Source organism: Dickeya lacustris, from assembly GCF_029635795.1.
Taxonomy (GTDB): Bacteria; Pseudomonadota; Gammaproteobacteria; order Enterobacterales; family Enterobacteriaceae; genus Dickeya; species Dickeya lacustris.
In genome coordinates this window covers 1,142,106-1,166,116 of sequence record NZ_CP114280.1, presented here as the reverse complement: position 1 = coordinate 1,166,116, position 24,011 = coordinate 1,142,106, and the positions used below count along the sequence as shown (strand labels likewise).

Genomic DNA, 24,011 nt, shown 5'->3' with positions numbered 1-24,011 from the left:
AGTTTTCAGCAACGAAAAATGTTTCACAACGAAGCACACACCTAACAAACAAACCGGCCTGAACATAAAATACTTCGCGGCAACGCAACGAAAAACATTCAAGGAAACAAAATAATTACATTCTAGTTACATCGTTCCAATTACATCGATGCACAATAGCGTGTGATGCAATTAGCGGTAATATAACGCAGCATCGCAAGAAGCTATATTCCACACGATATACACATCACTCCACACCACGACTCACGTCCATACGCAAAGACGTTGCTGCGGCTAATATCCGGTGCATCACTCACACCGCTTTTTACGAGTTTCGGTAAGCAGCGTAACAGATTTCTGATATCGCTGTCTTACCTGTGGTAGCAAATTGTGAGTGTTGATAAGCGTCGTACTGATGATATATTTCCTCACAATTCAACGCTGGCCTCATCTGAGTTTGTTTTAGACATCGTGCCAACCAAAAAGAAACATCACTAAACCGACAGTAAAACGCCGTTTCATTAAACCATATCCCTGAGTTTTTTTTGCGACCAGGCTCAAAATTTTACTGGCATTAGTGAGCAGCGTAATAGAATGTTGTTGAAATGGCATTCAGGTCACATAAACAGGATTAAGCGTTGATTATTCCTTCTCTTTTCCTGAAAAATGAGGCAACGGATGGCTATTCCGTTGCCCTTGTTGTCATGCGTCTGGGAGAGACGCGAGGCTTTATAACGTTTGAGGTAAAACGTGAAAAATACACCGGAAGTTACCACATCATATCCAGCGCATTATCGCATTCCCGGTTACTTGCTCGTTGTTTATGCCGCACTGGTATTTGGATTAGGCTGGTTTTGTCACCAACGCTGGGCAGACATTCACGCCGTCTCACCCGCGCCTTTACCGGTTGCGGCTCAGACATCAATGGCTACCGGTACGACCGCAGCACATACCGTAACGCTTACCAATGGATGGTTGCAGCCTGGCGCAATGGCGCTGGCAACCACCGCCCCCTCATCCTCGACGGATACCCAAGAACCCGCTAGCGAGCCCGTGACCACGGCGGCACCGGTAGGCTGGCAAACGGCTAAAGTCGGCGAGTTGCCTTACATCGCGTTTAGCGCCCACGTTTATACTTCTGAGGTTGATAAACGCAGCGTGACGCTCAATGGCGAGCGCTACCATGAAGGCGACACGCCCTATCCAGGGCTAATTATTGAGCAGATTGAACAGGATATGGTAATTCTGAGTTTTAATGGCGAGCCATTTATTCTGGATTCGCTGCAAGACTGGCCGGGAGGAAAGCCGGATACCGAGTCCGCAGCGGCCAGCGATGAGCCGCGCGAGGATAAACCGGCGCTGAAAACCCCGAAAACGACCAACACAGCCAAACGGGATTAGCACGTAACGCTATAGAAAAGCTCACGGTCAGCGATACAACTGCGTGCTGTAATTCAGCCACAGTTGTATCAGCGCCTTCAGGTTTAACGCGTGGTGCGCATGGCGTCAATAAATGGCGCTATTGAGCGATTAAATGCAGAGCATTGCGTTGTTTTAGGCGTGCCATCTTTTACCAACCCCTGATATAAACTCTCACTTAATTGGGGTAATGACGTATAGCGGCGCGTATCCCAGCCTTTTTGCCCGGCCACTTTCATCGCGGTTTTAAGAAAAACCCCGTCGTCCGGCAAATCACTACGCTCACACTGTACGCGAAGGTATTTACTGGCCGCCACTAATGACGCCAGTTGGTTCATTTGCTCATTAACCGGTACGCTGGCAGCGGCTGAGGTTGTGCCCGTTTTCGTCGGCGCAGTCTGGCACGCAGCTACCCCCAAACAGCAGGCCGCCAGAAGAAGCGTTCTGGGTGAAAATAAGGCGTTGAATGAAGATAAAGATTTTAACGAAGATAATGGCATGACTCGACTCGTCTTATTGATTAAGTTCCATCTCAGGAATAGTTAGCAAACCACGCTCCCTTTGCCGCCACAAGCGGCGGCAAAGGATGGCGTGATCAAAGCATCAGAAAAATATTTCTGCAAGCATGTCAGATAACTTACTCTGCTTTTTTCGCTGCGGCTAACAGCCCATCCGCCCGGAACATCGCTTTAATACCTCGAACGGCCTGACGAATACGATCCTGATTTTCTATCAATGCAAAGCGAACGTGGGTATCACCATAATCACCAAAACCGATCCCAGGTGAGACACAGACTTTAGCCTCAGCCAGCAATCGCTTGGCAAACTCAAGCGATCCTAAATGGGCATACGCATCAGGGATTTTGGCCCATACGTACATTGATGCCTTCGGTTCATCGACCATCCAGCCCGCTTCATGTAGCCCTCGCACCAACACATTTCGACGCTGGCGGTACTGTTCAGCAATATCGCGTACACACTGTTGATCGCCTTCCAGTGCCGCAATCGCCGCCACTTGCAGCGGCGTAAACGTTCCATAGTCGTGATAACTCTTAATACGCGCCAGCGCACTCACCAGCTCAGGGTTGCCGACCATAAAACCGATACGCCACCCCGCCATGTTGTAGCTCTTAGAGAGGGTAAAGAACTCAACGGCAATATCTTTAGCGCCGGGCACCTGCATGATTGATGGCGCTTGCCAGCCATCATAAACAATATCGGCATAGGCCAGATCGTGAACGACCAGAACGCCATACTGTTTCGCCAGCGCCACGACGCGCTCGAAAAAGTCTAACTCCACGCATTGGGCGGTTGGGTTTGAGGGAAAGCCTAAAATCATCATTTTAGGTTTAGGGATACTCTCCCTGATGGCCCGCTCAAGCTCGGTGAAAAAATCAATGCCATCCACTAATGGCACCGAGCGCACCTGTGCTCCCGCAATAACGGCACCATAGATATGGATGGGGTAACTTGGGTTTGGCACCAGCACCGTATCACCGTGGTCCAGTGTTGCCAGCATCAAATGCGCCAGGCCCTCTTTAGAGCCGATCGTAACGATAGCCTCACTTTCCGGGTCAATATCGACTTGATAGCGCTCGGCATACCAGCGGGAAATCGCCCGGCGAAGACGTGGAATACCGCGCGATGTGGAGTAGCCATGCGTGTCCTCTCGTTGTGCGACAACACAGAGCTTCTCAACAATATGGGCAGGCGTAGGGCCATCTGGGTTGCCCATACTGAAATCGATGATGTCCTCGCCACGGCGACGAGCCGCCATTTTTAGTTCAGCGGTGATATTAAAAACATAAGGGGGAAGACGATCAATACGCGAAAAACGGCGTGGAGAGTTAAAATCAGCCATAAAATCCTCAAGATAACGTGAGCGCCCGGACCGTCCGAGCGACGCATGACTCGCGAAGCGAGTCGTTCTTCACCCTATCCCAGTTCGCCCATACTGTCGATAGCGCCGTACCATTTTTATCAACGCCATTTGTTAGCTCAATGCCGTTATTTTTAGCTGTTTCACCCTGTTGCATAAAAGACGGCAACAGACGCTTTCACCCGATAACCTAAATCGGTATCTTGGTGCGCCATAATGCCATCTAACAACCTCTATACCGTCTACCGTCGGCGACAGCCCGTAACAGCGTTGTCCACTATCACATTTCCCTATCTCTCAGCCTCATTATGGCTTGGGAAATACATCAGTAAGGAGTGCTGCCATGCAGCGTATTGTTTATTTAAATGGCCAATATTTGGCTGAATCACAGGCTAATATTTCAATCTTTGATCGTGGTTTCTTGTTTGCCGACGCAGTTTATGAGGTAACGAGCGTAATTAATGGCGGCCTGATCGATATCGACGCCCATTTGGTTCGTCTGCAACGATCTTGCCGTGAGCTGTCACTCACCCTACCCGTCTCGGTGGAGGAATTAACGGCTATCCATCAGCAATTAATTACCCAAAATAAGCTGCATGAAGGCGCGATTTATCTGCAAATTAGCCGTGGTAATGCCGGTGACAGGGATTTCTATTTCCCACCATCGGATATCAAACCGACGTTGGTTCTGTTTACACAAGCACGTGCGATTATTGCAAACCCTAAAGCAGACACCGGCTTATCGGTTGTCACCTGCCCAGACATTCGCTGGCACCGTCGTGACATTAAAACGGTCAGTCTGCTGGCGGCAAGCCTGGCCAAAGAGTATGCCCATGCACATCAGGCGGATGATGCGTTATTCGTCGAAAACGGCTTCATTACGGAAGGCTCATCCTGTAACTGCTATATGGTTCAGGCAGATAATACCGTTATCACCCGTCCACTCAGCCAGGATATTTTGCACGGCATCACTCGCCAGTCATTACTCAAGTTGGCTACTGAGCATCAGATCTGCATAGAAGAGCGCCCCTTCACCCCTGAAGAGGCGCGCAATGCACAAGAAATGTTTATCACCTCAGCGACATCCCTTGTGTTGCCCGTTGTCAGTATTGATGGCCAACCTATTGCGGATGGAAAACCAGGGCCAATAACGCGCCGCCTGCGCGACATTTACATTGAAATGGCTCAGGCCCAAACTCGCTAATTTCAGGCCAAACCGTCACCGGCATATAACCCCGCCACGCTCTGCGGGGTTGACAGCCCGGGCAGACTCCCATTAGGAACGCGACACATCCGCTTGCAGCGCCGCTATATCAACATTACTTTCCAATACCATTTTTTGTGGCACAGCCAGAGGGATACTCTCCCCTCTTAAACGTTTAATAATGTCAAACAACAGGTCACTCTTCGCTGATGACACCATTCGCGGGCTAGTAACATATCCCGTCACACTTAACACCATGCCGTTTGGTGTTAACTGGCTAAACATCACTGACGGTGCCGGCGTCTCCAGTATTTTTTCATGCTCATGATAAGCCGTGAGCAGAATGCCTTTGACTTTTTCCGGGTCAATATCTAAAGGAAAGGTTAATGCTAATGTCGCCACGCCATGAGGATTCCCCATAGTAATATTGCGTACGTTTTGTGAGATAAACTGAGAATTAGGAACGATAACCGTAGATCGGTCTCCCAGTTGAATTTCTGTCGCACGAACATTAATACGCCGAATATCGCCTTCTACTCCACTGATATTCACCAAATCACCCACTTTTACCGGGCGTTCAGTGAGCAAAATCAAGCCGGAAATAAAATTCTTCACGATTTCCTGCAAGCCAAAACCAATACCTACCGATAACGCACTAACAATCCAGGCCAGTTTGCTCCACTCAATGCCCAGGGTGGCAAGCGTCAATAAAATAATCAGGATATAACCGATATTGGAAAACAGCGTCACCAACGAGGCTTTTATCCCTGCTTCCAGCGTGGTTTTAGGCAAGAACTCGTGTTCAAGCCAACGCCGGGAGACTCGTAAACTGTAAATACCAACGCCAAGCAAAATCACCGCATTCACTAAATGCGAGGGAACAATACTCAGAGACTCAAGCCCCTTGCCTCCCCATATCTCAACGGCTTTTTGCACCAATTCGACCGGAGTTGTCGAGCCAAACGCGCCATTCAGTAAGGAAACAATCGACATCAGGACTAACAACACCTTCAAGACCGCAGACAGAATAGCTGCCGCCTGATCAAGATGACGATCATCCAAATTTAGTGTGCGCTTAATTTGCCTGCCGCTGGCAAACGCCGGGGAAAATAAACTTTCGCTCACGTCTTCAACAAAAATCGTTGATAAATACAGTAACGAAATGACCATCCCTACCCAAATCAACTCATAAGTCAGGAAGCGGGCCAGCGAAATATAACCAATCAATAACGACACCAGTACGGCAAATGTCGTCAGCAATACGGCTAAATGAATAACACCAGATAGCGTTGAACGCGCTTCCGGTGTTTCTCCTGCGTCTACCATTCGCTTTCTAATCTGGTTACTGCGCAGTGCAATCGCACCAGAAGTCAGCATCAGAAACAAAGACGACAAACCATTACCAACGATGGTGACACCCACGGAAATTCCGCTGGTGGTGTTGATCTGCTCGAGGACGCCAAAGACAAATAAAAAACTGGTCGCGATAAGCGCAAAAGGCTCCAGCGCCTGAGCGACCGGGTTGGCAATGGCAGGCAACCGCCACGAAGGCCGCTTATTGGAAAGAAAAGCTCGACTGAGCCCCGATATCATGGAACAGAACACGACCAACCGCACCAGGCTATCCATAAAAGCAGCAGCGCGATCGCTGGCATCGCCATGACGGGTAAAGACATAGTCAACCAATAACGCAGCGCCCCCCACCATCAATACCGTGGAAAACACCACAGCAATAGCCAGAAAACTGCGCCGTAATCGTCCTTCAGGCAACAGATGAATACCGGCCCAGGCCAGATACTTCTCCAGCAAACGCCGACCAATCACACTCAGCGCTGTCGCCAACAGTAAAAAAAATGCCGAACCATAACGCCATTCTGCTTGCCAGGCCGCCCAGAATGACTCTTTGAGGTCATCTCTTAAATCAGTCAGCCGCTGTATATCCTCCGCCGTTGTTTTCAGTATAGGAGACCAAAAGCGGCCGCTGAGGATACTACCGGAGTTGAGTGCCAACTGATTTTTTAATGCGTTACGACGCAGGGCCAGAATCTGTGTCGACAGATTTTCCGCCCCGTTTTTAATCGACTGCACCTGATTTAATTGCGCATCCAGCTTCTGCTTTTGTTGATTCAGCGTCGTGCGCTTACGCGTCACCTCGGCGGTTTCACTCACCGCAGCCTGAGGCAGGGGCGCAGGCCCCAATACATCCAGTTGAGCCTGCAGTTGAGCCCGCATTGGCGTCATTACCCCTGCGAGTTTATCCGCATTGGCAACCAACTCTCGCGTCGTATCATTCAGCGCATTCAGCTTTGCATCTGCTGTTGTACCTGAAACTTGCTGCTTAATAGCATCAAGCTGTTTTTGCAATTTAACCAGTTCAGCATCGACATTGACTTTTTCTGCCGCCTGCTCCTGCCCTTCTGGTTCAGGATCGGTTGCCGCAATCCCCAATGGGCTAAAAACCAGTAACGCTATCAGCCATAGCCAGCCATAAGACTTCAATAACCCTTTATGCATAACGCTCCACATACCTTTTTATACGGCTGCCAGCCACAGTTTATCTCTCAACACCACCACGCCACACGACGATAAAAGCGCCAAATCAAGAACCGTTTTCTCGACCATAGACCCAGTGGCGAATAACTTACTCACCTACGGGGGCGAAATTCAAACACTATTGACTGAATCGCTCAATATAGGAATCCACTTCCCAAATATCGATTATTTCACTGCGACGAGAAAAGACAGAAAAGACTGTTCAGGGATTCGCCGACTGACACGAATCCCACGCCAATTCATTGACTCAAAAAGGATGACCGGTATAATCCAGCGCACACGACTGTGTTGCTGTATCAATCTGCTTTACAGCGTGTTTCTTCTGCGTTTGCTATCAACGCGCCCTTAGCTCAGTTGGATAGAGCAACGGCCTTCTAAGCCGTAGGTCACAGGTTCGAATCCTGTAGGGCGTACCATCTTAACTTCTCCCAGACTCTACCGAATTCAACAAAACCCCGTTATATTCATTGATACCACTAGGATTTTCTGTCGCTGAGCTCCACTGAGGTCAACCCAGCATACTGGAAATCAAGTCGATGTTGGGGGCCTCTATGGGGGCTCTTCTTGTTCAATGACTATTAGGGGCCCCCACCATGCCACTTAATGCCCGACAGATAGAAACCGCCAAGCCACAAGATAAAGAATACAAACTTACTGACGGCGCAGGTCTTTATCTTCTGATAAAGCCGAATGGAGCCAAATATTGGCGTTTGAAGTACCGAGTTGCAGGAAAAGAGAAAAAATTATCTATCGGCGTTTATCCCGATATCTCGCTGGCAGAAGCGAGACTAAAACGGGAAGAGGCTCGAAAAATCATCGCATCAGGTGGCGATCCTAGTGAACAAAAGCAGGTCGAAAGACAGGCAAAGAAAATCAATATTGATAACACCTTCAAAGCAATTGCTCTCGAATGGCACGAATATAAGCGCCCAAACTGGTCGAAAGGCTACGCAGAAGACCTGATGGAAGCCTTTGAGAATGACATCTTCCCTGATATCGGTAAACGCCCTGTTGCTGAGGTTAAACCGCTGGAGATGCTAACCACACTGCGCAAACTGGAAAAACGCGGTGTACTCGACAAGTTGCGTAAAATCCGCCAAGCCTGTAATCAGGTGTTTCGCTACGCCATTGTCACTGGCAGAGCGGAAAACAACCCAGCGTCAGAATTGGCAAGCGCTCTTCCCCCGCCCAAAGCTACGCACTACCCTGGTAATCCCCCCGAAAAACCAGTGCATGCATAAGTAGAATTTTCTCCTAACCTGAATGCAGGGGGATTTCTATGAAACGATCACGTTTTACTGACAGTCAGATCATCACCATTCTCAAACAGGCTGAGGCGGGTACGCCGGTTCCTGAACTGTGCCGGGAGCATGGCATCAGCAGTGCCAGTTTTTATAAATGGCGCTCAAAGTTTGGCGGGATGGATGCTGCACTGATGAGCCGACTGAAAGAGCTTGAAGAAGAAAATCGCCGACTAAAAAAAATGTATGCTGAAGAGCGTCTGAAGGCCGAAATTATTCAGGAAGCGATGGCAAAAAAGTGGTGAAGCCATCAGACCGGAAGCAGATGGCTCTGCATGCAGTTGAACACCGGGGATCAGTATCCGTCTGGCCTGTCAGCTCTTTGTCGTCAGCGAATGTTGCTACCGATACAGGCGCTTACTGAGTCAGGAAAATCAACGGATTGCTGACTGGCTGGTGCGCATCACGGACAGCCAGCGAAACTGGGGCTTCGGCCTGTGTTACCTGTATCTGCGCAACGTGAAAGGCTTTGTCTGGAACCACAAGAGAATTTACCGGATTTACTGCGAACTGTCGCTGAATATGCGGATAAAACCTAAAAAACGGTTGAAACGTGAAAAGCCGGAACCACTGAGGGTCCCCACTGGCAGTAACGAGAGTTGGTCAATGGATTTTATGCATGATCAGTTGTCAGATGGTCGCTCCGTTCGTCTGCTGAATATTATTGATGATTTCAATCGCGAGGCCCTGGCAATAGAGGTCGATTTTTCCCTTCCGGCCAGTCGGGTAGTCAGAACTCTCGAACAACTGATTGAATGGAAAGGGAAACCGGCATCGATTCGATGTGACAACGGACCAGAATATGCAGGTAACACTCTGATAGTATGGGCTGAACGACAAAATATCATCCTCAATTTTATTCAGCCGGGGAAGCCACAACAGAATGCGTATATTGAGCGTTATAACCGGACAGTGCGTTATGACTGGCTGGGGCACTATCTGTTTTATTCGCTGAGTGAGTTACAGGAATACGCCACACAATGGCAATGGTTCTATAATCACGAACGACCGAATATGGCACTGAATGGCTTCACACCAATGCAGCATATTCAGCGCTTATCTGATTCTACTTATCTGCCCGGTTAAAAATGGGGGGATTACCGGATGACGTGTTCTTCAAGTTGCTGTAACGTGTGTCGATCGCTTACAACCAACCATCCCCACCCTCGCGCGTGCGCCCATGCCCGACCCGCATTGGCTTTTGCACGGTTGATGCTTAAGGCCATGCTGTCGGTAGGCTTAACTTCAACAAGGAGGCACCGACCATCAACGGTCGCAACGAGCAGGTCTGGATAGTACTTTCGGAGTTTGTCTTTAAAACTGTACGATATAGCAACGGGTTGTTCCTGATAAAAGGAAACCTGATCGCTACGCTCCAACTGCGTCATGATATTGAGTTCAAGTCCGGACTCGTACTGGACGGTGCGTGCGAGCTTCTGTGAGTAAAAATGGCCGGCGATATCCGAATCATTGACTATTCGCTGCGAAGAGAGCTGTGCTGCTGGCGGCGGCGGAGCGATGACTGTGGGCCAGTCTGTATGGTTTAACCAGCCGCTGAGCTCAGATTCAACTCTCTCTTTCGCAGCCCGACTCCGGTCCAGCTCGCGTAACTTTGCCAACTTTGCCTTTTGTAGCAGTGAAATATCGGAGAAGAATCCCACGATTTCCTCTCTCTTAACCTTCTGAATACCCGCAGTGCAGAGAATAAACTTCGCGGCCAGTCCGGATGACGTCATAAAATCACGGTGAACGATACGATGTACCCATATCGCGATTTCATACGAGGAATTGCTGACTGCGTTAATGAGCTTTTTAAGGGCAGCACCGGGGGTTCCCTCATAGCGAGACTTACCCGCTAGCCGCTTGAAGGCTCGTTCCTGAAGTTGTCTCACTCTTTCACGGGAAACGCCGCATTTGGCAGCGATCTCAGCGAGTGTATGAGGATGCTCATCCGTGCCGAGACGCATGAGAAGAATATCCCGATCGCGTTCCTTAGATAAACTCTCCACAGCAGCACTGACCAGCATGATGACATCAGACTCACTGGCTACATAATCCAGAAATTCCGTACTGGGGACGAAATCTGTTATTTGCTTTTCATCTGGTGTTTTACCGCTCGCTCCCGACACCACGGGACATGACAAAGCGGCGTGCTCGCCCCCCCCTGTGTCCTGTTTTTTCTCCGTTTTTTTTTCAGCGGCAGCAGACGGACACAGGGCATTGATAAGACATGCCCGTTCTTGACTTTGTGTTTCGTTGAAATAGCGCGCCAGATCACTCGCTGAACCAACATTGTTGTTCTGGCAAAATTCGGAGGGGAGCAAACGCTTAATCGCGCCATGTATCCCTCCAGACGTACGCTGATGACGTTCGGTGAGCTCATTTAACGTGAGACCCTGCTCTATTGCCAGGATCAGTTGCTGAAACTCTTCTTTACTCCACGGAGCTCCGTGGCGCGCAGGAAAGTTTTTGGTGGAGGTTTCAGACATAGCTTTAGCGTTGTACTCCCTATTTCTTCGTTACGAACTGCCTCGCTGTGAGCGCATGACATCCATTTACGGTGATGATGGTAGCAACTTCAAGCTGTGACAGAAAACAGCCGTGCCGACATTAGCGCGCCCTAAATGCGCTCCCCGTGGCATAGCCCAATTATTGGATCTCTATCCCTTACCACGTTATTGCTCCCTCAGCACCCGTTTTGTTCGTAAGCCATGCTTTCGGCTGACACTCCAGAATAAATACCATCCTGATAGCTAGTGGATTAATGGTACCTCATCTTTGATCTAGTGCAGAGGCACAGAAATCCACTTTGAGCGATCAGCGAACTTAGTTTAAGAACTACGTATATGCTCTCTGGTTTGCTAATGATAAAGAAACAACATAATTGTTTCGAGGCCAATGATCGGTTAGTAAATTAGCATGCTCCGCTCTTCTGACATCCATTTATAGGTACCAAGTCACCAATAGGCTCTGACCTGTCTGTTGAAATAAGCTGTAGCACTCCCGCGTTGTATCGACCGTGAGTGCCTGAAAAAGGAATCTTTTTTCCCTCGTAAAACAAACCATCATAAATGATCTGCTTCTCCCCGCTAATTTGCGGAATAAGCGCTACAGTAACCCTGCTACTTGAGCAATAAACTTCAGTAATAACATTGTTTTGCCAGTATTCAAAATTAAGACCAGATGGCGCACTGGATGTCATCCCTCCTGACTTTCGGCACTCCTCACCTGGTATTGAGACACCTGTCGTCTCTTTTCCTCCAACGTTTCCACCTGAAGGTGGGATATAGAATGTGACAGAAAAATGATAATCGTGATGTTCAGGGAGAGGATAAAACATGCCATAAATCTGAAACCATACTGAGCTCATTACAGGTATAACATTCTGGGAAACAATATTCCGATATGCTTCCATCACCGCATCACTTGTGCTTGTAAGTATAGTAGTCGTGATGAAAACGGCGGCTATATAGAGTCGTGCCCGCAACCCTTTTTTATTTTTAACTTTCATCAGCTTTGATATTCCATCAAAATCTTATTCCATAGATTATAATAAAGAGAACTCAGCAACGTACCAAACGCAATTGCTCATGACTGACCATTTTATTCCGTTTCAGCTATCCAACTTTCTATCGTATAGCGGCATAAACAACCTAAAAACTGTTTATCACAATCGCTCAATCTCATCGACAGTGAACCAGTGGTTACGAACAGCCGCAGCGATAAAAGCATCAGGATTTTCGGTATAAGCGACCAGAGCCAAGCTTTTTTTTGCGCGAGTACACGTGACATACAAGAGGCGGCGCGTGCGTATGATTCCGCTATCCGTCGCATCAGAAAGATGTTTGCGGTCCGTATCCAATAAAGGTTTGGCCTCGAATAATTTGTCATATGAAAATAAAAACCCACGCGCATCGCTGTCATCTAGGATCACTAGCACACGTTCAAACTCAAGGCCTTTCACGCCCTGGTGGGTTCCGAACGGCCCACGATCACTTACATACTCTGAGAATGGGATAGTCTGGTTGTACGGAGTTTCTAAAAATTCTCGCCAAGCCTCTAGACTCGAAGGTGACTGCCCAACTGACTCCTCTTCGCTATCTGGCTCATCATCATCGTTGATCTGCTCGTTCTCCTCCATTGTGATATCACCGAGGACAAAGGGGCGCAATGCCGATGGGATTTCGAATAACTGGTGCTCAGCAATGCATTTCAACACTGAGAGGAAGGTAGTACTGGATTGTTCAGTGTTGAGGGCAAGCAGCGCATCCACAGCAGAGCGTATCGGTTGTAGCGGATCTTCTGGAGTAGGGCTATTGGCAATGACTACACGCTTAAGAAGCGGAGATGTTGCTCGCAGATGGGCCATAACCGCGAATCTGTCATCGGCACGCGCCGCAGCGATGAGTGGAGCAACACGTTCAGTGAACAACCTAATGCCAGCTAACTCACCGGTTCGTAGCCCTGTCGACAAACGAGAATCCCGATCCAAGGCTTGGAACATGTCAAGGAAACCACATCTTGATGCCGCCATGTGGTGTTCTAGAGTGAGTGATTTGATCGCAGCTCCGTTGCGCCAATCAGAATCGTTGCATAGAGTTGCCATCCGCTCACGGACATGCAGCTCAAATTCTGGTTTGTCTAAAATATCATTGGGTGCGACGAAAAGACGGACAAAGCCAACTTCACTGTCATCACGCGCCACCTGGCTTTGGCTATCAATCGGTGCTCGCAACACGTTGCCTAGCGCAATGACACGCTGAGGCGAGCGATGGTTCAAACGTTTGACCGGACGCGCCCAATCCTCTGGTACGAGGCGTTCCAACTCGGGATGGCCGTCAAGGAAGATCCGCTGCATGGTATCACCGAACAACCCCAGACCGAATTTTCCTTTGTTCGTAGTTGCGAGCGTAAAGAATGCTTCAAGTAATCCCTTATTAGTATCCTGGCTCTCGTCGATAAGCAGAAAAGGATATTTGTTGACAAGAACTGCCTGCATTGATGGTTTTGTCTCAATGAATGAAGCCGTTATCTTTAGTACCTCAGTATGCGATAGTGAATCCTGACCATAATTGTCGCCGTTAGGGTTGTAGGTGAAACGTCTTGGCACACTGAGCCATTCAAGACGTCGCATTATTGAAGCAATCGCGCGTTCGCGATCCATAGATGCTTTACCGGCACGCCCTTTCGCTTGCTTCTCGCGTAGTTCAGCAAGATTGGTCGGGAGCGTGTTGAGAAGCCATTCTTGGATATCCCTATGGTAGGTTTCAATATGCCGCCAGCAAAAACTGTGGATCGTCGAAATCGGAAATAAAGAATCCTCACCAACACGTTCAGCGATCTCATCGGCCGCCGCATTCGTATACGTGATCACCGCAATTTTCTTGCCCAAACGTCGAAACAACGCGCCATGCTCGGTGCGAAACGTATCAAGCGCATTTTTCAACGAACGTGTTTTTCCAGAACCAGCACTTGCATAGAGGAAAAAACTTCTAGGGGCGGAAGGATTTAGGCAAGCACGAATTTGCGTGTCAGCTCCGTCGTCAAAATCAGGTGGTGCCGTCTCAATCGTTATCATGAACTGGCCCCGCCTTGATTTCGTTATTCATTACATCGTTACCAACAGCGCTTTCAAACCATTTAAGACCGGCAGCGATATAGCTCGGTGGTTTCAATGCCTTGGGATCTTCGAGCATCAAACAATCGAGCGCAAACGCCGCCTTCTCAGCAGTTTTTAGCAAATCGAACAGTTCATTTTCAAGATCATCACCCGCGAGATCTTGTGTCACTATTTCACAGATCTTTTTTGATGTGACTGAGCCTTCGACATTCGCCACCGTGGCAAGGTTTTCAATGATCAGCGCATCCTCAAATGTCCGGGGTATGATCAAAGTATCCCCATCAGATGGAACCTTAACAGGCTTTTGGTAGGCGACGTAAAGTTCATAGCCACTGCCCGTCGTCGATGCATGCCCCTCTGGAGGCAATGCGATTAGTTCGTCGATCGAAACCTTTCCGGGATGCCACTCTTTCAGCACAGAGTTTGCTGTCTGTTGCTCTTTACCTTGTTCGGGACGTGCTGATTTCCAGCGCGTCGTTCCATTACCATTCTTGTCAGTTATCTTGACTGCCATCGTCGCGTCAAGATCGCTGATAATCAACGTCGCAACACCGAGCACATCTACCAGATCGCGAAATTTATGCGCGTGGCTACCACCGAGTTCAAGTAATGTAATATAGCGCCTTGATAGTTCTGGGAAATGATGACGAATGAAGTGAGGTACAAGAATACGCTCAGCCTGCCCTTCAACAAATATGACCCCATCAGCAAAAAAAAGATCGCAATGCGTAGCCTTGAGATACCGTTTTACAAAGCGCTTAGTTTCATCACCATTACCGAAAATATGTGAAAGATTAGCGACCGTTGTTGTTGGTGTTTCTCCCTTGCTCGCAGCAGGTCGACGACGGAAATACCGCAAATTGGCGAAATCCGCTTCATGAGCGACATGACTCGAATGGGTACTAACAATCAGTTGGGTGCAATAGGTATCGCTATCACCAAGATCGTCATGTTTCCTGAGGAGACCATATGCTTTGTTAATGAAGACCTGCTGAACCTGAGCATGAAGATGTGCCTCGGGCTCTTCAACGAGCACGAGGTGCAGAGGCTGAATCTCATGTGACACATCCGAACCTTCGAGGAGGCCAGCCTTTTTGACTCGCATCCATTCGTCACGGAACCCCATCAGCATAAACACCATGGCGATCAAGTTCTGATAACCAAGCCCAGAATAGTCTTCTGGAAGTTTGAGCGTCTTGGTTCCATCGCCCAAGGGGTCAGCAACTTGATACTGTACCGAGGAGCCATGTTTCATCCCATCCGTCGCACGAAGAAGCGTCGAGATTTTTAGTTTGGGGTTATTCATGCCGGGATAACCCAAGTCTTCGAGTTCTTCAAAGGCTGCGGCGAATCCGGCTTCCAGACGGGCGTCAAAACTACGCTCAGCAGCTTGGATCGCTCCCAGTGCCTCGTAGTCTTTTTCCGAAGGCGTTTTCGACGGGTCGAGATGGCGATCGTAATAAGAACGAAGCTGGTCTGATAGACGGCGCTTGAATCTGCGATTAGCAGTCTCGCTCTTATCTTCACCACCATCCTTGCTCCCAGCATCGGCGAAGTCACGCTGTGCGGCAATTTCATCGATCTTGATAAGGTTTTTAAATGGAGGATGGTCGAACGCAAGCACATTCGCTGGCAGTATTTGTGGTGTCGCAAGGCCATCATGCCCTGGCATCGTTACCGCAGTTGGGTCGAGAGGATAGGCCACGAGTTCAAGATGTGCCCGTAACCTACGGTCTAGAAACTCAGTCAGGCTGCCCGGCCATAACGCGATCTTGGTTCTTTTTCCATCCGGTCCAGATACTGATGCATCCCGCGCAGCTGAACGCTGTATGAGATACTCAGTTTTGAGTTCGTCTAGGTCTTTAACCCGATAAGAAAGCCGCACACCCAGCATGCCGCCGGACCAATCCAACGTAGGGAGAATATTCACAACATGTTGGATCTCGCTAAGCGGTACATCAAGCCATACATCGAGTGAAGGAAGAAGCGCATTAAGATCGACTGTTGGCTCCCTATCTACCTCCCACTCATCACCCAAGAGATCAATTTTTGTCCAGTTGGCAATCGTTACATCACGTAGTGCCAGACTGTTCGGTGAAAGTAGAAAAATGCGTAGTGCCAGCATTGCCGAAGTTTTGCCACTATTATTAGCGCCAACAAGAATCGTCGTTTTCTTATCGAAGTTTAAATGCATGCACTTCAGTTTTCGAAAATTCGTAATTTCAACGAATTTAATTCGCACATTAACTCCCTATCCCCTGCAATGGAGAATTAGATATTAAGTCCTTGCGTTCGCTCTGAATCGAATAGCTAACATATGGGACGATTATATAGCGCGATAGAGAGTAAATATTGCTCTTCTCTCTGCTCCCCAAAGCGCTAGTGCATCATCGACGTCGATCCCCATTACTGCACATTAAAGAGTAGTTTTGCCAATACGCGATTGAAGGACACTCAACTTATAATGCATAGGAAAATTAGTAACGCTTTCGTTTTTTGCACTCTCTACATGCCATAAGACTTGATGTCACCGCAGGCAGGATAGGCTGGGTGATAATGTTCGTTTCAGTCAGATGAATCCTGTTTACACCAGCATAACAGAATTCATCAATAACGAGGATGCGTAAGCATTTTTACACATACCAACATTTTACTTCACGATCAGAAACACAGTTTTGAATCATTGAACTCATCAACGCTGACTGCACCCAAACGACCGTTCTTCCCTGCAATACGATTTGGTTCGCTCTTTGGCGAAGTAGCTAACCCTGAACGTCAGTCGATCATAAATCGTTCGATAATCTTCAGCGTTGATATCCAGATAATAGAGAGGGTTTTCAGGGAAGTGTACCAGTGTTCGATAGTCGGGTCGGTTACTCAGGCCTAACCCACTCAGCCATGCGGCCTGTATCAACGATGCTAACCCCGTACCGCTTTCGTCATAACTTCCAAGACAATTAAAGGTATCGTTGTTAACGAACAAGACCACATGATAATGCGACTTCTGATTTTCCTCTCCAACTTCGCGTACCCAGAGATGACGCAGGTGGCTGGAATAGGTTCGTTTCCCTTGTTTCTGCTTACTCCGATATCGCGCTTCAATCTTTGCATCCAGTGATTCAATGAAACGGGACATCAAGCCCTGACGTGCATTGCATTCATCATCTGGCAGGTGTAAATCTACCCGTATTGCCATGGTGCGCGGATGCTCGTCCACTGCGTTATTTATCACGCTAATCATGCGTGACAGATAAGCCTCATTGAACGGAGCCTGGCTCTGATCGATACGAATGTTATTTATCATGGTTTTCACTTATAAGATTGGGCAGAGCCTTACCCGTAGTGGGCTAATGAATGAGTTAATAATGTGTGGGGATACTGCTGTAACAGCAGTAAGAGGGATCACAGTGATATGTGAATGACTACCTTCTTGGTAACCGAGTGGATAGATAATTTAATTATATCAGACAGTTAATAATACCAATCCGTCATCAAGCACACCCGATTGATACCTGTGGCGTATGGTGTTACACGAGAAAATCAGGTTAATTTTTACTCCGAAGTTATCCTGCTCATACTATGGCCTGTTAACGTACCAAAACGTCTGAAGACGATTCGGTACGTGTTATGTTTGAGAAGCCTCTGTAGAGCCTGTATTTCAGCCTTTCAGGCAATTATATTTCCCTGCTGTAAATACCTGTCTTGCACAGTGAACACTGTTTCTTTCCCCGGTAGTGGCTACCACACATTGTGCATCGCCAGTGTGTAACCCGCTGAACGGGTGTTAGCTGTGCAATAAGCCTTTGCAGTTGCTTCATACTGGAGGATGTTTGATCCTCTGAGACAAGGTAAGCGCAATGTACTAGCGCTTCGGGATCACCAGCAGGAATGACATGCTCAAACCATGCAGGCGACATTACCGTTGCAGGATGAAATATCAACGGACACTGGCAGTGGTGGCAGCACCACTCATCGTCAGCAGAATCGACCTGACGGGCTGCCACGATTTCACCGGTATTCCTCTGCACAATATGGCATTTTTCTATACGCATAACCCACCTTCACAGTGGCCGAGTGGCATCAATGTAATCCTTTGTCAGCGCTGCCAACTCTCGGTAAGTTTTTTGTCGTGCCGATATCCACTGTTTTAACTCGTCAGCATTAGACAAGTGTAGTGAATACCATTTATCCAAATCGCTGCCAGTGGTGAAATCACACCAGCACAACAGTATTAGGGCATGACGCATCTCCGGTTGCGTATGCAATCGGAATAGCATTTTTAATTGTTCTGCCAGCTTTCTTTTTCCCAACCGGCAACATTCACTGAATAGCACGCCTGGAAGCAAGGGGTAATCAATATGCTTAATCAGTTGGGGAGTAATATTGCAATCTACTACCTGCTCTGTGCGTATAACCTGGAGCAGACATTGTGGAATGACAATAACGGATATGCTGCCATCTTTTTGCTGGCATGATGCAATCGTCAGCTTGTGCCACAGTGTTATCGACTGTTGAAATAATCCATGGCACAGGTTTAGTCGGGTAAAATCATCAAGCCAAGTTTGATAATGGTTAAGTAGTGGAGTCTTTTTCATCGTTATTTCCCTTCAATGCTGGATTTCAGGCAGCAGAAAACCGTCGCTGGCGCGGATAATGGTGATAGCTGACTAAAAAGGTGTTATTAGTGGATAAAAGGCGGGTTAGCGCTGTTTTCGGGATTTGGCAATGCTCTCTTGTAGCCAGGCCTCAACCTCACTCCTTAGCCAACGGGAACTCCGGCCAAATTTAACGGGCGCAGGGAAATCACCATCCTGAATCAACTTATAAAACCACTTATCCGTCATCTCAGTGAGGGCGGTGATAAATTTCATATCGATAAACTGATCTTCCAGTAAGGTCGGTTGCGTTGCCATGTTGGTATTCTCCATTGGTAAATAGATACCAGAGTCGGAGATTTTGCTTACCTGCCGACTCCGCCATACCAACTGGTCACGCTGTAAAAAAGATCTTCGGTGCAGGAAAATCTCCGTCAGCGCTGGCTGCAACCAAAAGCCCGGAGATGGTCCTCGTGGTGCTTGGTTGCGTTTTTTGCCATATACCTGAGCCGAAACATCAGGCTGGAATAGGCACGCTCACTCTCTTCGCTGTTTACATCGAGCCAGTAGCAGGGGTTCTCAGGAAAATGCACCAGTGAACGGGCCAGTGGGGTGTCCGCAACTTTCATTCCCAATGCCCGGTTCCAGGCCGCAATGATCATCGTTGCCAGATTGGTGTCATCTGACAGGTAGTGCCCCGGTGACTGGTAAGTATCTTTATTCAGTAACAGCACCACATGGTAATGGGGTTTGTTACCAAACCAGTCAAATTCACGGCACCAGATATAGCGCAAATCAGTTTGGTGCACCCGAATGCCTGACTGCATTTTTCGATACCTTTGTGCTTCGAGCTGAGACGCTAATGACGCCATAAAGCGGCTGATAACGTTATTGCGTATTGCCATGCCCGATATATGGTCCCTGTCAGGAATGTGTAAATCTATTCTCAGCGCCAGTGTGCGGGGGTGTGCCCTTAGCGCTTTGTGAAGAGTTTCCTCGATTCGGGCGACATAATGACGACATAGCGGCCCATAGGTTTCATCAACAATGATTTCTCTGTTCATCTCTCATCACTTCTTTGGGTTAAAGACATAGTGAGCGGAGATGATGTAAAAATATTATCAGGAGACTGTTCTGGTAAATGCGTGAGGGATTGGTATTGTCTTAGGGTATTATTCGAATACTGTTTTTGATATGAAGTGAAGAATGGCCGTATATATATTACCAATCCGACAATTATGATTACTCCCTTTTATCTCCCCGGTTCAATAAAAGCCTTATCAGATGCACCACGGTTAGCAGATAATCTGGAGATAAATTTTCGGATGGTTACTCTGAAGTTAAGGATTGCACGGTGTTTTTATTTTTCCAGCTGTCATGATATTACGACGGTTGCCGGTTTTTGACTCCGTGCATTCGCCCCTAATCACTGCCCATATGGTGAAAACCGTCAATGACGGTTCATGTGGATAATCGGCTGACCGGCATACCTGACCACACCTCGCCACCATACTGGCACTTGCCCGTTCTCTCTGCTTACCGAGAGGCGATTTTCTCCGCATGAAGTCTTCCGTGCGCTTAACGCGTAACGCCCGGCCACGACCTCTTCGTGATGCCTCCCGTTGTTTCTGAGTATCAAAATGCTAATCTTGCAATATTTTGTTTTTAATTTATTTTTAGTTAAGGTTAATAACCTATTCTTGTTGGTGGTGCCCACATACGGCAGTGCGGAAATCACCCTGGCTGCTTTCGGGTGAACGCCTTGAGTCGTGGGTGATAGGGAAAACGGTGGGAGAACGTTTTACGATGGAAAAGCACACCAGGATTTGTTCGTTCAGTATCAGGAAAACCACGCTGGAGGCATTGGATGAGTACGTCGCTGCCCGTGGTAAACGATCGCGATCCGAGCTTGTCAGTGAATTGCTTGATTTTGCCATTGACCAGAAAAGGCACCCGCATGATGAAGACGATATTCCCAGCGATGGCATCATTCCTGAAAAAATAAGCATTAAATGGTATGAGTCTCTGTATTTTAACTCGCTACGGGATTATTTTTATTCCGGTGATTGCTGGTTTGAAATTAGTCTTGGCAGCGTTAGAATTTTTCAGGAAAACGCAGAGTATGATGACCTCACTGTCAAAATTGACGAGTTTTACGAAAGAATTATAAATGATATAAATATGAAGGTTGGCGAGGGGTCTTATTTTGCGCGTAAATTTATTAATGAAATAAAGGGTGATGGCGTAAAAATTCTAGCTGTAAGAATAAGTGGCAAAAAGAAACATGTTGAAGGCGTGGGGGAGGTCTGCGATTTCATATATGCTGTCACGCTGGTCAATGTCAAAGAAAATATAGATTCAAAAGATTATTTTTATCTGGATTATCACGCTATTCAGGTATTGGATGTGAGGGAAATTGGCCGGGCACCACTGAGTACGTTGGTGAGGAAAAAGAATAAACAGTTAGCACCAGGCTATCTCTACTGGATGCCCATCACGATTTTTCAAAACAAGATGCTTGTTATGGGCGTGAGAAGACGAGCTTTATCTGACCAGGCCATTGCGCTCGTGAAAAGCGATGATGTGATAATGGTAACAAACCAGGCAATACGCGTAAAAAAGAACAGAAAATAATACCGGGCTTCAACAGTGACGGTGAACCCAGGCCCTGCTTTAAAATATTTTCAGACAGATATCATCTCCCCGAACCTTCCCCTTAACGGCAGCGCCTCACGGTGCTGCCGTTTGTGTTTACCGAGGACATGATATGAATCATCAGGATGGGCCTGCGCCGTTGCGTCAGGCGTTGTCGGGGTTGCCGGAGTGGGTGACAGCGCAAATCTGGCGGCATATCCGGCAGTTGACCCACTACGAGCCGGTTATCGGCATTATGGGCAAGACCGGTGCGGGCAAGAGCAGCCTGTGTAATGCGTTGTTTGCCGGTGAGGTGTCGCCGGTCAGTGATGTGTCGGCCTGTACCCGTGGGCCGTTGCGCTTGCGCCTGAACGTGGGTGAGCGTTGCATGACGCTGGTAGACCTGCCTGGAGTCGGTGAAAGTGAACGGCGTGATGCGGAGTATGCCACGATGTATCGCCAGCAACTTCCGCATCTCGATCTGGTGCTGTGGCTGGTTAAGGCCGATGACCGGGCGCTGGCGGTGGACGAGCATTTTTACCATCAGGTGATTGGCGAAGCCTGGCGGCACAAGGTGCTGTTTGTGGTCAGTCAGGCGGACAAGATTGAACCCACTGAGGGCGGCATGAAGGCGTTGTCTGCCAAACAACGGCAGAGCCTTGCGCGCAAAATCACCCTGTTGCACACCCTGTTTTTGCCGGTGCACCCGGTCTGCGCGGTTTCGGTGCGGCTGCGCTGGGGGCTGTCGCACATGGCGGCGCTGATGGTGGCAAGCCTGCCGTGCGAAGCCAGCAGCCCGCTGGTCACACAGCTACAGACTCCCCTTCGTAGCGAACGTGTCACTCAAAAAGCCCGCTATGATTTTGCCGATACGGTGGGCAGCACACTCGATACCGTCAGCCGTCTGCCGCTGATACCGGCCACGGTGCGCACGCTTATACAGACGCTGCGCGATACCGTGGTGTCCGTGGCCCGCACTTTGTGGGCGGTGTTCTTCTGAGCCGTTAATTCTGCATTACCCATCTGTTTTCGTTTTCCGAGCCCGGTCGCCTGTGCGTCCGGGCTTTTTATTTTCAGCCATCTTAAGGAGTTCCGTTATGACCCGTCTGGCCTCGCGCTTTGGCGCAGCAAACCTGATCCGCCGTGACCGTCCGTTAACCCGCGAAGCGCTGTTTCGCACCGTACCCAGTGTGTTCAGTGAGGAAAAGCATGAATCCCGCAGCGACCGATACACTTACATTCCGACGATTACCCTTCTGGATAATTTGCAACGTGAAGGCTTCCAGCCGTTCTTTGCCTGCCAGACCCGCGTGCGCGACGACAGCCGCCGCGAGCACACCAAACACATGCTGCGCCTGCGTCGGGAAGGGCAAATCACCGGCCATCAGGTGCCGGAAATCATCCTGCTCAACAGCCATGACGGCTCCAGCAGCTACCAGATGCTGCCGGGGCTGTTCCGGCAGGTGTGCCAGAACGGGCTGATTTGCGGCGAAAGTTTTGGTGAGGTGCGGGTGCCCCATAAAGGCGATGTGGTGGGCCGGGTGATTGAAGGCGCGTATGAGGTGCTGGATACCTTTGAGCGCATCGAGGAAAAGCGCGACGCCATGCAGTCGTTGCTGTTACCGCCTCCGGCGCAATCCGCGCTGGCAAACGCCGCCCTGACATACCGTTTTGGTGAGGCGCATCAGCCGGTGACTGCAGCGCAAATCTTGACGCCGCGCCGCTGGCAGGACGACCGGCAAGACCTGTGGACTACCTTTCAGCGTATTCAGGAGAACCTGATAAAGGGCGGGCTGCCCGGTCGCACCCCGCAGGGAAAACGGGCCCGCACCCGTGCCGTCAGCAGTATCGACAACGATGTGCGGCTCAACCGGGCGCTGTGGGTGCTGGCGGAGTCGCTGCTGCAACATGCCGACTAAATCCTGTTTGTGTTTTCAGGGAGACCCCCGATGAATCAACCGGTTTCACCGACCCCGTTTACCGAACATGAGCAGCGCATCATCCGCCGGGCCCAGCGCCTGCTGGAGCGCCACCTGCGCCAGCCGGGCGAGCCGTTTACCGCCTCCTCCTATACCCGAATGTGGCTGCAACTGCATCTGGCTCCGCTGGAACGGGAGGTGTTCATGGTGCTGTTTCTTGATAACCAGCATCGCCTGATAGACCGGGAAATCATGGCGCTGGGCAGCATTAATCATGTCGAGATTCCCATCAGAGAAATCGTCAAGGCGGCCCTGCGCCACAACGCGGCGGCGGTGATCCTGGCACACAACCACCCGTCCGGCCATGCCGAACCGAGCACGCCAGACCGGGCGCTCACCGAACGGCTGAAAAGCGCTCTTGAGCTGGTGGATATCCGCACGCTGGATCATCTGGTCATTGGCGGCAATCAGGTGGTGTCGTTCGCTGAACGCGGCTGGCTGTAATGCCTTTCGCTGTCATTCCATTAACCTGTCAGGAGAAAAGTACCTTGTCATTATCGGATGCCCTGGAATGGGGACTTGAACACACTCTGAAACCGCGCTTTGGAGCCCGGCTGGTACAGGAAGGGTGTCACCTGCATTTTCTCGCCGACCGTGCCGGTGTGACCGGCACCTTCAGTGCAACCGTGGCCTGCCATCTGGAACACCGTTTCCCACTGCTGGTGAGACAACTGGAGCAAAAGCTTGTGACCGGTGAGCTCATCCCCGCCGACAGCAACGCGTCACGCTGCATGACGGCGTACTGACCTGCGAGGCCGATACACTGGGCAGTGCGGGCTACGTCTATATCACGATTTACCCGACCACGGCGGCCACACCGGCAACCGCATTCCCTTCACCTTAAGCGT

The 24,011-nt window shown here is 49.2% G+C and carries 18 protein-coding genes, 1 tRNA gene and 3 pseudogenes; 10 read left to right on the top strand and 12 right to left on the bottom strand.

The features are described 5' to 3' along the window. Positions 1–729: 729 nt before the first annotated feature. On the top strand, positions 730–1,380 hold the full coding sequence (gene gspB / locus O1Q98_RS05240) for a type II secretion system assembly factor GspB (protein WP_125260185.1): 651 nt from the start codon (positions 730–732) through the stop codon (positions 1,378–1,380). An 83-nt stretch (positions 1,381–1,463) separates the two neighbouring features. Here gspB and gspS read toward each other — a convergent pair whose 3' ends face one another. Together gspS and alaC are read right to left on the bottom strand one after the other, a co-directional pair. After that, positions 1,464–1,817 carry a type II secretion system pilot lipoprotein GspS gene (gspS, locus tag O1Q98_RS05235; RefSeq protein WP_240632802.1) on the bottom strand — a complete coding sequence of 118 codons (354 nt, stop codon included), beginning with the start codon at positions 1,815–1,817 and terminating at the stop codon, positions 1,464–1,466. Positions 1,818–2,035: 218 nt separating this feature from the next. After that, a complete protein-coding gene (gene alaC, locus O1Q98_RS05230) occupies positions 2,036–3,259 on the bottom strand; it encodes an alanine transaminase (RefSeq protein ID WP_125260187.1) in 1,224 nt (407 codons plus the stop codon). A 361-nt stretch (positions 3,260–3,620) separates the two neighbouring features. Between alaC and O1Q98_RS05225 the strand changes: the two genes are divergently transcribed. Then, complete coding sequence (locus O1Q98_RS05225) at positions 3,621–4,481, top strand: D-amino-acid transaminase (RefSeq protein ID WP_125260188.1); 861 nt, start codon at positions 3,621–3,623, stop codon at positions 4,479–4,481. Between the two features lie 72 nt (positions 4,482–4,553). Here O1Q98_RS05225 and O1Q98_RS05220 read toward each other — a convergent pair whose 3' ends face one another. After that, positions 4,554–6,995: a DUF3772 domain-containing protein gene (locus O1Q98_RS05220; protein WP_125260189.1), complete on the bottom strand. Its 2,442-nt coding sequence runs from the start codon at positions 6,993–6,995 to the stop codon at positions 4,554–4,556. A gap of 378 nt (positions 6,996–7,373) precedes the next feature. On the opposite strand from O1Q98_RS05220, the gene O1Q98_RS05215 reads away from it, so the two are divergent. The 3 genes and pseudogenes from O1Q98_RS05215 to O1Q98_RS05205 all read left to right on the top strand — a co-directional run bounded on the left by O1Q98_RS05215 (position 7,374) and on the right by O1Q98_RS05205 (position 9,421). Further along, positions 7,374–7,450 (top strand) — tRNA-Arg (locus tag O1Q98_RS05215). A gap of 177 nt (positions 7,451–7,627) precedes the next feature. Continuing rightward, positions 7,628–8,242, top strand: a pseudogene (locus O1Q98_RS05210) (tyrosine-type recombinase/integrase); the annotation flags it as partial. Between the two features lie 71 nt (positions 8,243–8,313). Then, positions 8,314–9,421: pseudogene (locus tag O1Q98_RS05205) on the top strand (IS3-like element ISKpn20 family transposase). Between the two features lie 11 nt (positions 9,422–9,432). Here O1Q98_RS05205 and O1Q98_RS05200 read toward each other — a convergent pair. From O1Q98_RS05200 to O1Q98_RS05160, 9 genes are all read right to left on the bottom strand, one after another. After that, entirely contained in the window at positions 9,433–10,824 is a 1,392-nt protein-coding gene (locus O1Q98_RS05200; RefSeq protein WP_125258096.1) for a sigma factor-like helix-turn-helix DNA-binding protein, read from the bottom strand. A 425-nt stretch (positions 10,825–11,249) separates the two neighbouring features. Continuing rightward, complete coding sequence (locus tag O1Q98_RS05195) at positions 11,250–11,846, bottom strand: hypothetical protein (RefSeq protein WP_125258097.1); 597 nt, start codon at positions 11,844–11,846, stop codon at positions 11,250–11,252. A 156-nt stretch (positions 11,847–12,002) separates the two neighbouring features. Further along, positions 12,003–13,913, bottom strand: a complete 1,911-nt coding sequence (locus O1Q98_RS05190) for a UvrD-helicase domain-containing protein (RefSeq protein WP_164512940.1) — start codon at positions 13,911–13,913, stop codon at positions 12,003–12,005. After that, entirely contained in the window at positions 13,900–16,197 is a 2,298-nt protein-coding gene (locus O1Q98_RS05185; protein WP_125258098.1) for an AAA family ATPase, read from the bottom strand. The genes O1Q98_RS05190 and O1Q98_RS05185 overlap by 14 nt, the downstream gene beginning before the upstream one ends. 450 nt (positions 16,198–16,647) lie before the next feature. Further along, the gene (locus O1Q98_RS05180) at positions 16,648–17,259 is read right to left on the bottom strand and encodes an inovirus Gp2 family protein (protein ID WP_125258099.1); all 612 of its coding nucleotides are present in this window, start codon (positions 17,257–17,259) and stop codon (positions 16,648–16,650) included. A 370-nt stretch (positions 17,260–17,629) separates the two neighbouring features. Beyond that, entirely contained in the window at positions 17,630–18,007 is a 378-nt protein-coding gene (locus tag O1Q98_RS05175) for a putative zinc ribbon protein (protein ID WP_125258100.1), read from the bottom strand. Between the two features lie 9 nt (positions 18,008–18,016). Beyond that, a complete protein-coding gene (locus O1Q98_RS05170; protein ID WP_125258101.1) occupies positions 18,017–18,550 on the bottom strand; it encodes a secretoglobin family protein in 534 nt (177 codons plus the stop codon). Positions 18,551–18,655: 105 nt separating this feature from the next. Beyond that, positions 18,656–18,868 carry a helix-turn-helix transcriptional regulator gene (locus O1Q98_RS05165; protein ID WP_039503053.1) on the bottom strand — a complete coding sequence of 71 codons (213 nt, stop codon included), beginning with the start codon at positions 18,866–18,868 and terminating at the stop codon, positions 18,656–18,658. A gap of 116 nt (positions 18,869–18,984) precedes the next feature. After that, positions 18,985–19,614 (bottom strand): inovirus Gp2 family protein, encoded by a 630-nt coding sequence (locus O1Q98_RS05160; protein ID WP_125258102.1) that lies wholly within the window; start codon positions 19,612–19,614, stop codon positions 18,985–18,987. 742 nt (positions 19,615–20,356) lie between these two features. Between O1Q98_RS05160 and O1Q98_RS05155 the strand changes: the two genes are divergently transcribed. From O1Q98_RS05155 to O1Q98_RS05135, 5 genes and pseudogenes are all read left to right on the top strand, one after another. Continuing rightward, the gene (locus tag O1Q98_RS05155) at positions 20,357–21,184 is read left to right on the top strand and encodes a CopG family ribbon-helix-helix protein (protein WP_278143113.1); all 828 of its coding nucleotides are present in this window, start codon (positions 20,357–20,359) and stop codon (positions 21,182–21,184) included. A gap of 133 nt (positions 21,185–21,317) precedes the next feature. Further along, positions 21,318–22,184 carry a GTPase family protein gene (locus O1Q98_RS05150; protein ID WP_125258104.1) on the top strand — a complete coding sequence of 289 codons (867 nt, stop codon included), beginning with the start codon at positions 21,318–21,320 and terminating at the stop codon, positions 22,182–22,184. A 97-nt stretch (positions 22,185–22,281) separates the two neighbouring features. Then, complete coding sequence (locus tag O1Q98_RS05145) at positions 22,282–23,103, top strand: DUF932 domain-containing protein (protein WP_125258105.1); 822 nt, start codon at positions 22,282–22,284, stop codon at positions 23,101–23,103. 30 nt (positions 23,104–23,133) lie between these two features. Beyond that, the gene (gene radC / locus O1Q98_RS05140) at positions 23,134–23,607 is read left to right on the top strand and encodes a RadC family protein (RefSeq protein WP_278143110.1); all 474 of its coding nucleotides are present in this window, start codon (positions 23,134–23,136) and stop codon (positions 23,605–23,607) included. Further along, positions 23,607–24,007, top strand: a pseudogene (locus tag O1Q98_RS05135) (type IV toxin-antitoxin system YeeU family antitoxin). The gene radC and the pseudogene O1Q98_RS05135 overlap by 1 nt, the downstream one beginning before the upstream one ends. Positions 24,008–24,011 lie beyond the last annotated feature (4 nt).

Excerpts from the sequence above, each read along its gene's own strand:
- O1Q98_RS05145 (WP_125258105.1), top strand. The coding sequence starts at position 22,282 with ATGACCCGTCTGGCCTCGCGCTTTGGCGCAGCAAACCTGATCCGCCGT.
- O1Q98_RS05150 (WP_125258104.1), top strand. The coding sequence starts at position 21,318 with ATGAATCATCAGGATGGGCCTGCGCCGTTGCGTCAGGCGTTGTCGGGG.
- O1Q98_RS05175 (WP_125258100.1), bottom strand. The coding sequence starts at position 18,007 with ATGCGTATAGAAAAATGCCATATTGTGCAGAGGAATACCGGTGAAATC.
- O1Q98_RS05225 (WP_125260188.1), top strand. The coding sequence starts at position 3,621 with ATGCAGCGTATTGTTTATTTAAATGGCCAATATTTGGCTGAATCACAG.
- O1Q98_RS05155 (WP_278143113.1), top strand. The coding sequence starts at position 20,357 with ATGGAAAAGCACACCAGGATTTGTTCGTTCAGTATCAGGAAAACCACG.
- O1Q98_RS05160 (WP_125258102.1), bottom strand. The coding sequence starts at position 19,614 with ATGAACAGAGAAATCATTGTTGATGAAACCTATGGGCCGCTATGTCGT.
- O1Q98_RS05200 (WP_125258096.1), bottom strand. The coding sequence starts at position 10,824 with ATGTCTGAAACCTCCACCAAAAACTTTCCTGCGCGCCACGGAGCTCCG.
- alaC (WP_125260187.1), bottom strand. The coding sequence starts at position 3,259 with ATGGCTGATTTTAACTCTCCACGCCGTTTTTCGCGTATTGATCGTCTT.
- O1Q98_RS05180 (WP_125258099.1), bottom strand. The coding sequence starts at position 17,259 with ATGATAAATAACATTCGTATCGATCAGAGCCAGGCTCCGTTCAATGAG.
- radC (WP_278143110.1), top strand. The coding sequence starts at position 23,134 with ATGAATCAACCGGTTTCACCGACCCCGTTTACCGAACATGAGCAGCGC.
- O1Q98_RS05190 (WP_164512940.1), bottom strand. The coding sequence starts at position 13,913 with ATGATAACGATTGAGACGGCACCACCTGATTTTGACGACGGAGCTGAC.
- O1Q98_RS05195 (WP_125258097.1), bottom strand. The coding sequence starts at position 11,846 with ATGAAAGTTAAAAATAAAAAAGGGTTGCGGGCACGACTCTATATAGCC.
- O1Q98_RS05170 (WP_125258101.1), bottom strand. The coding sequence starts at position 18,550 with ATGAAAAAGACTCCACTACTTAACCATTATCAAACTTGGCTTGATGAT.
- O1Q98_RS05165 (WP_039503053.1), bottom strand. The coding sequence starts at position 18,868 with ATGGCAACGCAACCGACCTTACTGGAAGATCAGTTTATCGATATGAAA.
- O1Q98_RS05220 (WP_125260189.1), bottom strand. The coding sequence starts at position 6,995 with ATGCATAAAGGGTTATTGAAGTCTTATGGCTGGCTATGGCTGATAGCG.